The sequence below is a fragment of the Synechococcus sp. CBW1108 genome, from assembly GCF_015840335.1.
Taxonomy (GTDB): Bacteria; Cyanobacteriota; Cyanobacteriia; order PCC-6307; family Cyanobiaceae; genus Cyanobium_A.
In genome coordinates this window covers 1022182-1035170 of the sequence record NZ_CP060395.1, presented here as the reverse complement: position 1 = coordinate 1035170, position 12989 = coordinate 1022182, and the positions used below count along the sequence as shown (strand labels likewise).

Annotated in this window: 16 protein-coding genes and 1 pseudogene; 8 read left to right on the top strand and 9 right to left on the bottom strand. The window is 67.4% G+C overall.

Features of this window, described 5'->3' with window-relative positions:
* Positions 1 to 54: 54 nt before the first annotated feature.
* Positions 55 to 1239, bottom strand: a complete 1185-nt coding sequence (locus H8F27_RS05645) for an NAD(P)H-quinone oxidoreductase subunit H (RefSeq protein WP_197151988.1) — start codon at positions 1237 to 1239, stop codon at positions 55 to 57.
* A 100-nt stretch (positions 1240 to 1339) separates the two neighbouring features.
* Between H8F27_RS05645 and H8F27_RS05640 the strand changes: the two genes are divergently transcribed.
* Positions 1340 to 1945, top strand: a complete 606-nt coding sequence (locus H8F27_RS05640) for a hypothetical protein (RefSeq protein ID WP_197151987.1) — start codon at positions 1340 to 1342, stop codon at positions 1943 to 1945.
* On the top strand, positions 1938 to 2822 hold the full coding sequence (gene rsmH, locus H8F27_RS05635; protein WP_197151986.1) for a 16S rRNA (cytosine(1402)-N(4))-methyltransferase RsmH: 885 nt from the start codon (positions 1938 to 1940) through the stop codon (positions 2820 to 2822). Before H8F27_RS05640 ends, rsmH begins: the two co-directional genes overlap by 8 nt.
* Here rsmH and H8F27_RS05630 read toward each other — a convergent pair.
* On the bottom strand, positions 2815 to 3582 hold the full coding sequence (locus H8F27_RS05630; protein WP_197151985.1) for a hypothetical protein: 768 nt from the start codon (positions 3580 to 3582) through the stop codon (positions 2815 to 2817). The genes rsmH and H8F27_RS05630 overlap by 8 nt on opposite strands.
* Before the next feature lie 85 nt (positions 3583 to 3667).
* Between H8F27_RS05630 and H8F27_RS05625 the strand changes: the two genes are divergently transcribed.
* Positions 3668 to 4177 carry a DUF456 family protein gene (locus H8F27_RS05625; RefSeq protein WP_197151984.1) on the top strand — a complete coding sequence of 170 codons (510 nt, stop codon included), beginning with the start codon at positions 3668 to 3670 and terminating at the stop codon, positions 4175 to 4177.
* A 34-nt stretch (positions 4178 to 4211) separates the two neighbouring features.
* Here the strand turns inward: H8F27_RS05625 and H8F27_RS05620 are convergent, their stop codons facing one another.
* The 3 genes from H8F27_RS05620 to H8F27_RS05610 all read right to left on the bottom strand — a co-directional run bounded on the left by H8F27_RS05620 (position 4212) and on the right by H8F27_RS05610 (position 6163).
* The gene (locus tag H8F27_RS05620) at positions 4212 to 4610 is read right to left on the bottom strand and encodes a type II toxin-antitoxin system VapC family toxin (protein ID WP_197151982.1); all 399 of its coding nucleotides are present in this window, start codon (positions 4608 to 4610) and stop codon (positions 4212 to 4214) included.
* A gap of 8 nt (positions 4611 to 4618) precedes the next feature.
* On the bottom strand, positions 4619 to 4855 hold the full coding sequence (gene vapB / locus H8F27_RS05615; protein ID WP_197151981.1) for a type II toxin-antitoxin system VapB family antitoxin: 237 nt from the start codon (positions 4853 to 4855) through the stop codon (positions 4619 to 4621).
* 171 nt (positions 4856 to 5026) lie between these two features.
* Entirely contained in the window at positions 5027 to 6163 is a 1137-nt protein-coding gene (locus tag H8F27_RS05610; RefSeq protein ID WP_197151979.1) for a cysteine desulfurase family protein, read from the bottom strand.
* A 23-nt stretch (positions 6164 to 6186) separates the two neighbouring features.
* On the opposite strand from H8F27_RS05610, the gene H8F27_RS05605 reads away from it, so the two are divergent.
* From H8F27_RS05605 to H8F27_RS05585, 5 genes are all read left to right on the top strand, one after another.
* Positions 6187 to 6684, top strand: a complete 498-nt coding sequence (locus H8F27_RS05605; protein ID WP_231596540.1) for a hypothetical protein — start codon at positions 6187 to 6189, stop codon at positions 6682 to 6684.
* A gap of 20 nt (positions 6685 to 6704) precedes the next feature.
* On the top strand, positions 6705 to 7454 hold the full coding sequence (locus H8F27_RS05600; protein WP_197151975.1) for a response regulator transcription factor: 750 nt from the start codon (positions 6705 to 6707) through the stop codon (positions 7452 to 7454).
* 6 nt (positions 7455 to 7460) lie between these two features.
* Complete coding sequence (locus H8F27_RS05595; RefSeq protein ID WP_197151973.1) at positions 7461 to 8432, top strand: RluA family pseudouridine synthase; 972 nt, start codon at positions 7461 to 7463, stop codon at positions 8430 to 8432.
* Positions 8425 to 9057: an alpha-ketoglutarate-dependent dioxygenase AlkB gene (locus H8F27_RS05590; RefSeq protein WP_197151965.1), complete on the top strand. Its 633-nt coding sequence runs from the start codon at positions 8425 to 8427 to the stop codon at positions 9055 to 9057. Before H8F27_RS05595 ends, H8F27_RS05590 begins: the two co-directional genes overlap by 8 nt.
* A 166-nt stretch (positions 9058 to 9223) precedes the next feature.
* A complete protein-coding gene (locus H8F27_RS05585) occupies positions 9224 to 10777 on the top strand; it encodes a DUF6398 domain-containing protein (protein WP_197151963.1) in 1554 nt (517 codons plus the stop codon).
* Here H8F27_RS05585 and H8F27_RS05580 read toward each other — a convergent pair.
* The 4 genes and pseudogenes from H8F27_RS05580 to dhaK all read right to left on the bottom strand — a co-directional run.
* Positions 10741 to 11169, bottom strand: a pseudogene (locus tag H8F27_RS05580) (methyltransferase domain-containing protein); the annotation flags it as partial. The gene H8F27_RS05585 and the pseudogene H8F27_RS05580 overlap by 37 nt on opposite strands.
* Before the next feature lie 125 nt (positions 11170 to 11294).
* On the bottom strand, positions 11295 to 11474 hold the full coding sequence (locus tag H8F27_RS05575) for a type II toxin-antitoxin system HicA family toxin (protein ID WP_231596643.1): 180 nt from the start codon (positions 11472 to 11474) through the stop codon (positions 11295 to 11297).
* Positions 11475 to 11492: 18 nt separating this feature from the next.
* Complete coding sequence (locus H8F27_RS17460) at positions 11493 to 11915, bottom strand: hypothetical protein (protein WP_231596539.1); 423 nt, start codon at positions 11913 to 11915, stop codon at positions 11493 to 11495.
* Positions 11909 to 12940: a dihydroxyacetone kinase subunit DhaK gene (gene dhaK / locus H8F27_RS05565; RefSeq protein ID WP_197151959.1), complete on the bottom strand. Its 1032-nt coding sequence runs from the start codon at positions 12938 to 12940 to the stop codon at positions 11909 to 11911. The genes H8F27_RS17460 and dhaK overlap by 7 nt, the downstream gene beginning before the upstream one ends.
* Positions 12941 to 12989: the final 49 nt, after the last annotated feature.

Here is a 12989-nt window from a genome sequence, read left to right as displayed (position 1 = left end):
AGGAAGCCTGCCTGTTGAATCCGGCGCAGAAACGGGGTCAGCGGTTGATGCTAATCAACGATCTACCGAGCCCATGATCACGTCGATCGAGCCCAGGATCGCCATTATGTCGGCCACTTTGGCCCCCTTGAGAATGTGGGGCAGGATCTGCAGGTTGTTGAAGTCGGCGGCGCGGATCTTGAAGCGCCAGGGGGTGACGTCGTCGTTGCCCTGGATATACACACCGATTTCGCCCTTGCCCGATTCCAGCCGGGTGTAGAGCTCCCCGCTTGGAATCTTGAAGGTGGGGGCCACTTTTTTGGCCACGTATTGAAAATCGAAGGCCGAGGATGGCCCCCCCTTGCCTTCTGCCATCTTGCGGGCCTCGAGGTTTTCGGTGGGCCCCCCAGGGATCATCTCGCAGGCCTGGCGCAGGATCTTCAGGGATTCGCGCATTTCTTTGACGCGAACGCGATAGCGGGCAAAGCAATCTCCCTCCTGTTCTGTCACCACCGACCAGTCGAAGTCGTCGTAGCACTCGTAGTGATCCACCTTGCGCAGGTCCCAGGGCACGCCCGAGGCACGCAACATCGGACCTGACAGGCTCCAATTGATCGCCATCTCGCGGCTGATTACTCCTAGGCCCTCGATTCGCCGCCGGAAGATCGGGTTATTGGTGATCAGCTTCTCGTATTCGTCGATCTTGGGACCAAACCAGTCGCAGAAGTCGAGGCACTTCTCCAGCCAGCCGTAGGGCAGGTCTGCGGCTACACCACCAATGCGGAAGTAGTTGTTGTTAATCAGCCGCTGGCCGGTGGCCGCTTCCCAGAGGTCGTAAATCATTTCCCGCTCACGGAAAATGTAGAAAAAAGGCGTTTGTGCGCCCACGTCTGCCAGGAAGGGGCCAAGCCAGAGCAGGTGGTTGGCGATGCGGTTGAGCTCCAGCATCAGCACCCGGATGTAGCTGGCGCGCTTGGGCACGGGCACATCGGCCAGCCGCTCGGGGGCGTTCACCACAATCGCCTCGTAAAACATGCCGGCCGCGTAGTCCATGCGGCTCACGTAGGGCACGAACATTACGTTCGTGCGGTTTTCGGCGATCTTCTCCATGCCGCGGTGCAGGTAGCCGATCACCGGCTCGCAATCCACCACGTCTTCACCGTCGAGAGTCACCACCAGCCGCAGCACCCCGTGCATTGAGGGGTGGTGGGGGCCGAAGTTGACCACCATCGGCTCCGTGCGCGTTTCCAGCTGCGTCATGGGGCCGTGGCTTGTAGGGCGTTCTAACCACTTTAGGAAACCTTGTGGCCGCGTAGTCACTCTCCCTAAGGTTGGCCGTGATTCCCGCGGCAGTTCCCCCATGGCCCGGCGACAACGCTCTTTGCTGCACCGCCTCCTGGCCCGGCCTGCAGGGGCTCTGTCGACCTGGTTGCTGGCCCCAAGCCAGCGTCGTGCCGCCCAGGTGCGCCAGCGGTTGGTCAGCAGCCTGGTAACGGCGCTGCCCCCGGCCGTTCAGGCCACTGACCAGGGCTTGGTGATCGTGCAGGGTGCCCTGGCCCTGAGCCTGGCCGATGGCCGCTTTGGCCAGCAGGAATGGGAGCTCTACCGGGAATGCCTGGCCCGGCTCAAGCTCTCCGATAGCCAGCTGCGCAGCATCAACATGCGGGACAGCCCCGACCTGGGCCGCATCGGCGCGGGCCTGGCCGCCCTTGGTGATGGCGCCCACCGTCTGGCGGTGGGTCGTTGCTACTGCCTGTTTGCGGCGGCCGATGGTGAGGGGGGCACGGCCGAGTTGGGCCTGCTGAAGACCCTGCTGGAGGCCCTCGGCCATCCCGAGCTCGAACAGGAACTTCCGGGCCTCTGCCGCCAGTTCCGCCAGAGTGAATCCTGGCTGGCTAGGCAGCGAGCAGCCTGGGGAGAGCGGCTGGCCCGTTGGCTGCTGCCCACCGCGGCAGCCCATGGCTGACCCCGAAGGCGCAGCCTTTGCCCACCTGCCGGTGCTGGCCCAGCCGCTGCTCGAGACCTTTGCCGAGCTCGAAGGACTGCTGATCGATTGCACCCTCGGCGGCGGCGGCCACAGCGCCCTGCTGCTCCAGGCCAATCCCGGCTTGCACCTGGTGGGGCTGGACCAGGATCCGAGCGCCCGTGCCGCCGCCGCCGAGCGCCTCGCCCCGTTTGCTGATCGCGTCACGATCGTGGCCACCAACTTTGCCGACTACATCCCGGCCGAGCCGGCAGTGGCGGTGCTGGCAGACCTGGGGGTGAGCAGCCCCCAGGTCGACGTGGCGGTGCGGGGCTTCAGCTTCCGGCTGGCCGGCCCGCTGGACATGCGCATGAACCCCGCGGCCGGCGAGACCGCCGGGGAGTTGATCGACCGGCTCGACGAGACGGAGCTGGCCGATCTGATCTATGCCTACGGCGAGGAGCGCCTGTCGCGCCGCATCGCCCGCAAGATTAAGGAGCACCTGGCCGAGCAGGGGAGCTTCAGCGGCACCGCCGCCCTGGCCTATGTGATCGCAGGCTGCTACCCACCCAAGGCGCGCCGGGGCCGCATCCATCCCGCCACCCGCACTTTCCAGGCCCTGCGTATCGCCGTGAACGATGAGCTGGGTGCCCTCGATCGGCTGCTGACGGCGGCGCCGGATTGGCTGGTACCCGGCGGCCTGTTCGGGGTGATCAGCTTCCACTCCCTGGAGGATCGGCGCGTGAAGACCGCTTTCCTCAGCGATGGGCGGCTGGAGCGGGTGACGCGCAAGGCGATTCAGGCCACGCCGGAAGAGGCGGAGGAGAATCCGCGCAGCCGCAGCGCCCGGTTGCGGGTAGCGCGGCGGCGGCTCAGTTGAGCAGGCCGGTGCGGTCTTCGCTGCCGAACAGCTGGCGGTAGGCGGCGGTGGAGATGCACAGCACCACCGGAACAACCACCAGCAGCCCGCCGTAGCTGAACAGGGCCGCAATGGAGTGGATCACCCCTTCGACAATGCCGAGCCAGAGCACCATCCACCAGCTGGGGTTCACCCCCTTCATGCCGGCGCCGATCGTGGCGGTGGCCTTAGGGGTGCCAAACAGCGACACCTGGATCAGGAATTTCTGGGTGACGAGCAGCCAGATGAAGAAAATGGCCACCACGACCATCGGGATCACGGTGAGGGCCTCGTTGAGCTTGCCCAAACCGGCACCGATCAGGGCGGCGATGGCTCCGGCGACGGCCACCAGGATTGCCAGCAGGATGGCTGAACCGAGCAGGCGGGCGCTGGCGGGGCGGTCCCAACGGGTGAAGTCGGCGAAGCAGGGCTTGCGCCCCTCCAAGCTCAGCCAGGCGCCGCGGGTCAGGCCGACGACGGTCCACAGGGCGACGATCACGTAGCCGATCACGCCAACGATCAGGGCCATCCAGGCGCCGACGGGGTGCACGACCATCAGCTCGTTGACTGCGGCCAGGCGGGCTCCACCCACGGCGCTGAGGGCTGCAAACGGCAGCAGGATCACTGCAGAGAGGGCTTCAAACAACAAAAAGACCCAGGGAGCGCGGCAGAAGGCAGCCCAGCCCTCCTCGACAGCCTGCAGCACATTGAGGCGGCTGTCGCCGGCAGAGGTAAGCGCCATGATCAAAAGCAGTTGTGCCGGACGGTAGCGATCGAGACAGGCTTTCGCACCCGGCCCGCAATGGTTTGATGGCGGGGCAGGGTTGATGCTGGACCCATCGCTGGTCTGGTGGGTTGCCCTGGGGATCCAGCTGCTGGCGATCCCCGGCGCCCTGCTGCCCGTGTTGCCTGGTTTGGCCTTGCTGCCCCTGGGGGCCCTGCTCTGGCTGTGGGCGGTGGGCTGGCATGCCGCCTGGCCGCCCCTGCTGCTGGCCGGGCTGCTGTTGCTGCTCGGCTGGGCAGCCGAGGCCCTGGGGCTGCTGCTTGGACCCGCCCGGCTGCAGGCCAGTCGCTGGGCCCCGATCGGGGCGGGGTTGGGGCTGTTGGCTGGGCTGCTGGGTCTGTTGCCGGCCCTGCCGGTGGGTGGGCCAGTGCTGGGTGTGTTGCTGGGCCCCTTCTTGGGGGGCAGCCTGGCCCAGTGGCTGGCGGCCCGCGGTGCCCCGGGGCGGGCGCTTCAGGTGGGCCTGGCGGTGGTGGCGGGGATGCTGGTGAGCCGCCTGGCCCAGGCCCTGCTCGCCCTGGTGGGGGTGCTGGGCTTCATCTGGCTGACGAGCTGAGCCCCAGCTCACCGCGGGGCTGAGGCGAAGGGTCTCAGATCCAGTTTTCCACCAGCAGCCCCGGCACCCGGTTGAACTCACGCAGATTGTTGCTCACCAGGGTGAGCCCTTCGCTGCGGGCGTGGGCCGCAATGTGAAGATCGTTAACGCCGATGGGTTGGCCTTTGCGTTCCAGATCGGTGCGGATCTGGCCATAGTGCTGGGCCGCTTTTGGCCCATAGGCGAGCACTTCGAGACGGCTGTAGAAGTTCTCCACAACCGCCAGATTACGGCTGGGATCGCTGCTCTTTTCGCAGCCATGCAGCAGTTCCGCCAGGGTGATCGTGGAGATTCCCATATGGCTGGCGTGGCGATTGAAGCTGCTCAGAAGCTCCTGGGGCCTTCGCTTGATCACGTAAATGCAGATGTTGGTGTCGAGCAGATAGCGGAGCATCGGCTGATTCAGAGCGATTCCCGCTCGCTTTGACCCTGGGATGGGCGCTCAGCCAGAAAGTCGTCGGAGGCGGTGGGGCCGTCGCGGAAAAAGCTGTCCCAGCTGCTGCCCACCGGGGCGATGATCCGTTCCTGGCCGCAGGCGCGCACTTCAACGGCCGTCACGGAATCCGGCAGGCGCAGCGGGGCCGGGATGCGCACGGCCTGGCTGCGGTTGCTGAGGAAGAGCTTGGTGACCGCCACCATGGCTGCTGTGCAGTGGGATATCCATAAAGGCTATCCCATGGATCTGGCGGTTGGCTGGTTCTGGCGTCTGAGGCCTCAGCTGAGCAGGGCCACCTCAAGGGCTGTGGACGTGGCTCCGCTGCCGTCGACGTGACGGGATGTGCGCTCCTGCCGCTCTGCGATGGCGGACCTTCAGCGGCGCAGCGCGATGATCGCCTCCGTCACCGCCGCGAGGGCCAGATCGATCTCGGCCTCCGTGCTGCCCCGCCCCAGCCCGAAGCGGATCGAGGCGGCCGCCTCCTGGCGGGAGCGGCCCACGGCGGCCAGCACGTGGGAGGGGCTGCCAGCGCTGCAGGCGGAGCCGCTGCTCACCGCCAGCTGGCGGCGCAGTAATTGGTGCAGCTGCTGGCCGTCGACGCCCTCGACGGTGACGTTGAGGTTGTGGGCCAGCCTGGGGGCCAGGCAGCCGTTGAGCCCCACCCCCCCCAGCTGCTGCAGTCCGGACCAGAGCTGGTCGCGCAGGGCCCCAAGCCGAGCGGCCCGGTCGGCCCGGTCGGCTTCGGCCAGCACCAACGCCTCCCCCAGCCCCACGATCAGCGGCACCGCCAAGGTGCCGGCCCGGCGCCCATCCTGCTGGCCGCCACCGTGCAGTTGCGGTGCCAGCCGCAACCCCGGCCGCACCAGCAGAGCTCCCACGCCTTTGGGGCCATAAACCTTGTGGCCGCTCAGGCTGAGCAGATCGATGCCCAGCTCCGCCATGGCCAGGGGGATGTGGCCGGCGGCCTGGGCGCCGTCCACGTGCAGCAGCACCCCGCGCTGGCGGCAGAGCTCAGCAATGGCGGCCAGGGGTTGGACCACGCCGATCTCGTTGTTGGCTGCCATCACGCTGAGCAGCAGCACGTCGTCTCCGAGGGCAGCCTCCACCTGGGCGAGATCCACCAGGCCGTCTGGCGATACCGGCAGCAGCTGCAGCGGGAAGCCGTGGCGCCCCAGGTAGGCCAGGGGATCGAGCACGGCCCGGTGTTCGCTCACCAGGCTCAGCAGGCGCCGGCGCGGGTTGGCATGCTCTAGAGCCGCCTCGCAAACGCCCTTGAGGGCCAGGTTGTTGGCCTCGGTGGCGCCGCTGGTGAAGATCACCGCCTGCGGTAGGGCGCCCAGGGATTGGGCCAGCTGGCCGCGGGCCTTCTCCACGGCGGCGGCGGCCTCCAGGGCCGGGCGGTAGAGGCGGCTGTCGGGGTTGGCCCAGTGCTCGCTCCACCAGGGCGCCATTGCGGCCACCACCGCCGGATCGCAGGGCGTGGTGGCGTGGTGGTCGAGGTAGGCCAGCATGGAGCTGCGTGCAGGAGTCCATGTTGCCAATCAGAACCCTCGCCCTGGTGGCCCTGGCCGCCCTGCTGGCGCCGCCAGTGTGGGCCGAGGGTGGCGGGGTGCGGCCCGAGGACGCGCGGCCGCCGGGGCTGATCCTGCTGGAGGAGCGTCCGGGGCTGGGCGGCAAGCAGGCCTTCGGTATCTATGGCGCGGTGGCCGATCCAGCCAATCCAGGCCTGTGGCGGATCAAGTTCTGGGATGAGCAACCCAATAATGTCCAGGTCCGCAGCGAAACAATTCGCTGTACCCCTGAGGCGCCGCTGCGGGTGACCAGCAATGGCTTCACCTTCTTTGTGCGGACCCTCAACCCCGGCGGCGCGATCACCTCGGCCAACCGCATTGACCAGCTGGTGTGGTGGGCCACTTGTTTCCCCGAGCAGGCCGGCAAGGACCCGGCTGGCCTGGCGGCCCTGGCCCGACAGCTGGGCTATAGCGGCACGCTTCGGGAATCCGAGCAGGCCCTGCCTGGCCCACCCCGCTGAACCCCTGCAGACTGGCCCCCATGAACCCAGAATCCACTTCCCCCCCCGACCAGGACGCTGCCCAGCAAATCCCCCAGGCAACTCCGGTGCGCCTGCTGCTGGTGGACGACGAACCGGGCCTGCGCACGGCCGTCAAGGCCTATCTGGAGGATGAGGGCTTTGCGGTGAGCACCGCCTGCGACGGGGAGGAGGGCTGGGCCATGGCCCAGGAGATGCTGCCCGATGTGCTCCTCAGCGACGTGATGATGCCCCGCCTCGATGGCTACGGGCTGCTCAAGAAGCTGCGGGCCGATGAGCGCCTGGGCGGCACGCCGGTGATCTTTCTCACCGCCAAGGGCATGACGGCCGATCGCGTCACCGGCTTCCAGGCCGGCTGCGACGACTACATCCCCAAGCCCTTCGACCCCGACGAGTTGGTGGCCCGGGTCAATAACGTCGTTAACCGCCAACAGCGCCTGCTGGCGGAGGCTGCCCGCTTCGCCGACGCCGACATCGGCCAGCTCTCCAAGCAGATCACTGAAATCCGCTCCCTGCTTGCAACCGGTGGCACCAAAAAGCCGCTCAGTGCGCCGGAGCATGTGTTCACGCCGCGGGAGGCCTCGGTGCTGCAGCTGGTGGCCGAGGGGTTGATGAACAAGGAGATCGCCCGGCGGCTGGAAACCTCGATCCGCAACGTGGAGAAGTATGTGAGCCGGCTGTTCATCAAGACCGGCACCGCCAGCCGCACCGAGCTGGTGCGCTATGCCCTCGAGCACGCGCTGGTGGTGTAACCCCTCTTGGCGAGCGAGAGGCTGAACCGCGGCCATGCCTACCGCGATCGGGTGGGTCCAGCTGATGCTGGCGCGCTGACCAGCGCCCTCTACGCCGCCCGCTATCCCCATTCCAGTGCAGCGGTGTGGCTACAGCGGCTTGCCGCCGGTGAGGTCTGCAGGAACGGCCAGCAGCTCCGGGCCGATGGGCCCCTCGCAGCCGGGGATGATCTGATCTGGCATCGGCCCCCCTGGCACGAAGCCGCCGTGCCGGAGTTGCCAGGCCCCCTGTTCGATGACGGGGACCTGCTGGTATTTGACAAACCCAGCGGCCTGCCCGTGTTGCCGGCTGGGGGCTTCCTGGAGCACACCCTGCTGGCCCAACTGCGCTTGCGCTGGCCGGCGGCCCGGCCCGTGCATCGCCTGGGCCGCTTCACTTCGGGATTGCTGGTCTGCGCCCGCTCCCGCGCCGGCCGCGCCTGGCTGAGCGCCCTGCTGCGCGAGAGCTCCAGCCCTTTGGCCGCCCGCTCGGGCCCCTGCCGCAAGACCTACCGGGCCCTGCTCCAGCCGCCGGTGCCCGCTTCCCCTCTGTGGGCCCTCAAGCCTGGCGACTGCCTGGAGCTGGCCACCCCGATCGGCCAATCTCCCCATCGCCGGCTGGGCAGCATCTGGGCCGCGGCCCCCACGGGGGATCCCACCGCGCTGGCTGCCCTCAGCGCCCTGCGGCTGCTGGAGCGGGGCGAGGGCTCCTGGTTGGTGGAGGTTGCCATCGCCACAGGCCGGCCCCACCAGATCCGTATCCACACCGCCGCCGCCAGCGCCCCGCTGCTGGGCGATCCGCTTTATCTGGCCGGTGGGGCAGTCAGTGATAAGGCCCTGCCCGGGGATGGGGGCTACCACCTGCATGCTCACCAGCTGCGGCTGCCCTGCCCCGCTGGCGGCCTGCTCGAGCTGGAGGCACCGTTGCCCGAGGCCCTGCGGGGGGCAGCCGATGGCTGAATTGGAGGCCCCGGGCTTGCGGCTGCGCCACTGGCCGGCCTGGCTGGGGCCCAGCGCCGCAGCCGAGCTGCTGGCGCGCCTGCAGGCCGAGGTGCCCTGGAAGCAGGAGGCGATCACGCTCTATGGCCGCCGCCATCCGTTGCCGCGGCTCACCTGCTGGATGGCCGATGCCGGCTGCGGCTACCGCTATAGCGGGCTGAGCAATGTGATCGAGCCCTGGTCGCCGGCCACTGCTGGGTTGCGCCTGGCGCTCGAGCAGCTCACCGGCTGGCGCTTCAACTCCCTGCTGCTCAATCGCTATCGCGACGGCCGCGATGCCATGGGCTGGCACGCCGACGACGAGCCCGAACTCGATCCCGCTGCGCCGATCGCCTCCCTCAGCCTCGGCGCAGCCCGTGATTTCCGCCTGCGGCCAAGGCCTCGCCCCCGCCGGCCTCCTGGAGCGCCGCCGCCGGCGGGCTACAGCCCCAGCTGCGCCCCGTTCAACCTGCCTTTGGATAACGGCGATCTGCTGCTGATGGAGCCCCCCACCCAGCTGTGGTGGCAACACGCCCTCCCCCGGCGGCTGCGGCTGCAGCAGGAGCGCCTCAACCTCACCTTCCGGGTGGTGCGGGCTGACCGTTGATCGCCGGCCTGGCGCAGACCATCCCTGAAAAGCACCGCTGAAAATCATTGCCGGGTGCCAGACAATGGGGCCTGATCGCCTGCTGTCCATGGCCCGAGCTCGCCATCGTCCCAGTGGGTTTGCTCAGCCTTCCGGAGCCGATGTCTGGGAGATCGGTTTGACGGCCATGCCCGCCACTGTGCCGGGGGATGACGGTCAGCCGGTGCGCCCCCTAGTCGCCATGGTGCTGGAGAGCAGTGGTCGCGTGCGCGGCTCCGCCATCGGCCATCCGGATCGGCCCCTTGAAGCACTGGAGCCGGCGATCGAAATGGCTATCGAGGAGCCCCAGGCGCCCTGTCTGCCGGGCCGGCCCCGCAGGGTGGTGGTTGGCAGCTCCCGGTTGCTGAAGCTGGTGCCGCCCCTGTTGCCAGGGGTGATGGTCACCCGGGGGGATACGCCCCATCTCGATTACGTCACCAGCAGCCTGCGGAACCACATCGCTGCTGATGGCGATCAGCTTGGTCAGCAAGGCCTGTCCACCTACCTCAGCGCCGATGTCACCCCCGAGGCGGTGGCCAGCTTCTTCAAGGCCGCGTCGGCCCTCTATGAACGGCGGCCCTGGCAGCAGGTGCCCAGCGATGGCCACATGTTCACGCTCAGTTGCCCGGCCCTGCGCATCAAAGGCTGGGCCGGCTGCGTGATCGGTCAGAACGGCGAAAACTACGGCGTGATCCTGTTCCAATCGGTAGCGGATTACGACCGCTATGTGGAGCTGGCGGAACGCGTCGAGGCTGAGGGCTTGGAGGTGATGGATGGGGCCCCGCCCCATCGGGCCATCAACTTCGAGTCGAAGCGGGATATGCCCCCGGCTCTCCTAGAAGAGATCCGGCGCTACCGCTGGCCCGTGGCCAAGGGAGACGCCTACCCCACCGTGATGCTGGTTGAGCCCGATCTGGGGCTGGCGCCGCCCACCCGGGCCGATCTGGCCCAGCTGGAGGCGGTGGCAGGAGCCCTCACGCTCTGGCTGGATTCGGAGCCGGATCTGGCCCGCTGCTGGGCTGGGCCCAGTGTGGGCCGCCGCCGCTTCCGGGTGCCGGTTGGCGCCATGGAGGTACCGGTGACGATAGGGGCGACGACGGAAACCATCCAGTCACCAGAACCACAGCTGGCGGCTGACCTTGCCCGTTTCGCCGAGCCAGCGCCCCGGTCGCTGAAGGTGCCGGCTGCGTTGCAGGCCAAGGTCACCAACTTGCTGACGTCGATCGATGGCTTCTGTGCCAGCCATCTCAACGATGAATACCGCCTGCTGATCCACACGGCGGTGGCGGCCCTGGCCCGCAAGCGGCCCTCTCCGCTCCTGGGCGGTCGGGAACCGTCCTGGTGTGCTGGCGTCGTGCACGCCATCGGCAGCGCCAACTTCCTGTTCGACAAGAGCCAGACACCCCACTGCAAGCCAACGCAGATCTACGAGCACTTCGGCGTCTCCGCCGGCACCGGCCAGGCCCACTCAAAGAAAGTGCGCGATCTTCTGCGCATCGCCTTCTTCTCTCCCGACTGGACCCTGCCCAGCCAGCTGGACGACTCCCCCATGGCCTGGATGGTGGAGGTGGATGGCTTCATCCGCGACGTGCGCAGTTTGCCCCTGGAGATCCAGCTGGAGGCCTGCGCCAGGGGGTTGATCCCCTATGTGCCTGCCCTGCGCGATCAGGCCCGCTCAAACGCCAGCAGCCTTGAGAAGTAAAAGGGGCCAGGGAACAGCTGGCCGATGCCCTTGAGCAGCGCCAGCAGGGGGGTGTAAGGGGCGAAGCTCAAGATCAGGTGCTTATCAGCCATGCCAGCCAGATGGCGCACCATCTCCTCGGCGGGGCCTGGGGGTAGTGGATGAACACATCCAGGCAGATCACTGTGTCGTAGCGGCCCTCCAGGCTCTCCAGGTCGGAGGCGCTCAACTGCAGCTGCTCGCGGCTGATGCCGGCCTCACCGGCGCGGCGTCGGGCTTCAGCCACCATCGCTTCCGAAAGATCGCAGAAGTTGCGCTCGCCCAGGTTTACCTGCTCCTGCAGCCAGGCCAGCACGTTGTCCACCGTCGTCCGACGCGCTGTAGATGCGGTTCCAGCGCTCGAAAGGCGTCGAGCGCGGCAATGGGCCTCGGAATGGGCTGGATCCTAGGGAGCACCGGTGGCGGCAGAAGTTGCGCCCCCCGTCCAACATCCCTTTGAGCAACGGCGATCTGCTGTTGATGGAACCCCCTGAGCCGCTTAGGCATCCAGCGCTTGGATCAGCGCGTCCAGATTGGTGCCAACTTGATTGGCCACGTCCTTGAGGATCTGCCGGAGTGTGCCCACACGCCAAGGTTTATGGGCGGGGATGGTGAGGTGTTGCTGCCCGTTCGGCAGCAGGCGAGTGAGTCGCATGTGCCTGCCACTTTTCTGCACCATCGAGATCACGGGGGATCTTCACAGGGCCAGCAGTTCCTGGCGCACGTGATGAAGGCGTATCAACGGGGGCGCATCACCCTCCTCAAAGTGGCATTGCACGGCATCACGGATCTCTTGATGCAGCTGCTCCAAATCCTCTGCCTCGGTATGAATCGAACTGCCAACGGCATTGGCTCTGAATGACCCGTCCTCGGCTTCTTCCACTACAAAAAGAATATCGTTCATCTCCCCTTTGCCCGGTGCCCTCCGCCAAGTAAGAGTCTGGCATCGGATCAGGGGGCTGGTTGGCCTGCGGCCAAGGCCCAGCCCCGCCAGTCTCCTCTCCAGTGCCCCCTCTCCGGCACCCCCGGCGAGCCCTTCAACCTGGAGCTGGCCCATGGCGACCTGCTGGTGATGGAGCCCCCCACCCAACTGTGGTGCGCTGAACAGCCAGCTCAGCATCCCCAGCGGAGGGCTGCGGTGTGCACCGGGGCATCCCAGAGGCGTAGGGCCTGCCCATCGAGCAGGGAGACCGTGATCGAGGCACCGGCCATTTCCAGGGAGTTCACGTAGGAGCCCACCAGGGAGCGCTGCACTCGGAAACCTCTTTGCTCGAGCCTGTGCCGGGCTGCGTTGTAGAGCAGGTGCAACTCCATCAGCGGCGTGCCGCCAAAGCCGTTGATGAACAGCAGGATGTCGCCCGGCTCCAGGCCGGCGGCGGCCAGATCGTCGCAGATGGCATGCAGGAGTTCGTCAGTGATGGCATCGGCACTGGTGAAGGCCTGCCGCCGGCGGCCTGGCTCGCCGTGGATGCCCACGCCCATTTCGATTTCCGCCTCGCCCAGGTTGAAGGTGGGTGTGCCTGCGGCTGGCACGGTGCAGCTGCTCAGGGCCACGCCCATCGTGCGGGTGAGGCTGTTGGTGCGGTCTCCCAGGGCTTTGAGATCGGCCAGCCCCATCCCCTGTTCCGCTGCAGCCCCCAGCAGCTTCTCGACGACCAGGGTGCCGGCTACGCCCCGCCTGCCGCTCGACCACGTCGACTCCTCCACGGCCACATCGTCGTTGGTGAGCACGGTCAGAATCTCCAGCTCGGAGCCCGCAGCGGCCATCTCACTGGTCATTTCACTGGCCATCTCAGCGGCCATCTCGAAATTCATCACGTCGCCTGCGTAGTTCTTGACGATGAACAGCACGCCGGCACCCCCATCCACTGCCGCTATGGCCGCCAGCATTTGGTCTGGCGTGGGGGAGGTGAAGACCTGCCCTGGACAGGCGGCGTCGAGCATCCCCAGACCCACGAAGCCGGCATGGAGCGGTTCATGGCCTGCCCCGCCGCCGGAGATCAGCGCCACCTTGCCCGTCACCGGCTGCCGCCGACACACGTAACGCCCGTCGGATCCCAGCTTCAGGATGTCGCTATGGGCGCCGGCCAACCCGGCAAGGCTCTCGGCCAGCAGCGTTTCCGGGCTGTTGAGGAACTTCTGCAAAGCGCCAACCTCGCTGAGCGGTCTCGTCGTTCAGTCTGTGGCTTCAGTT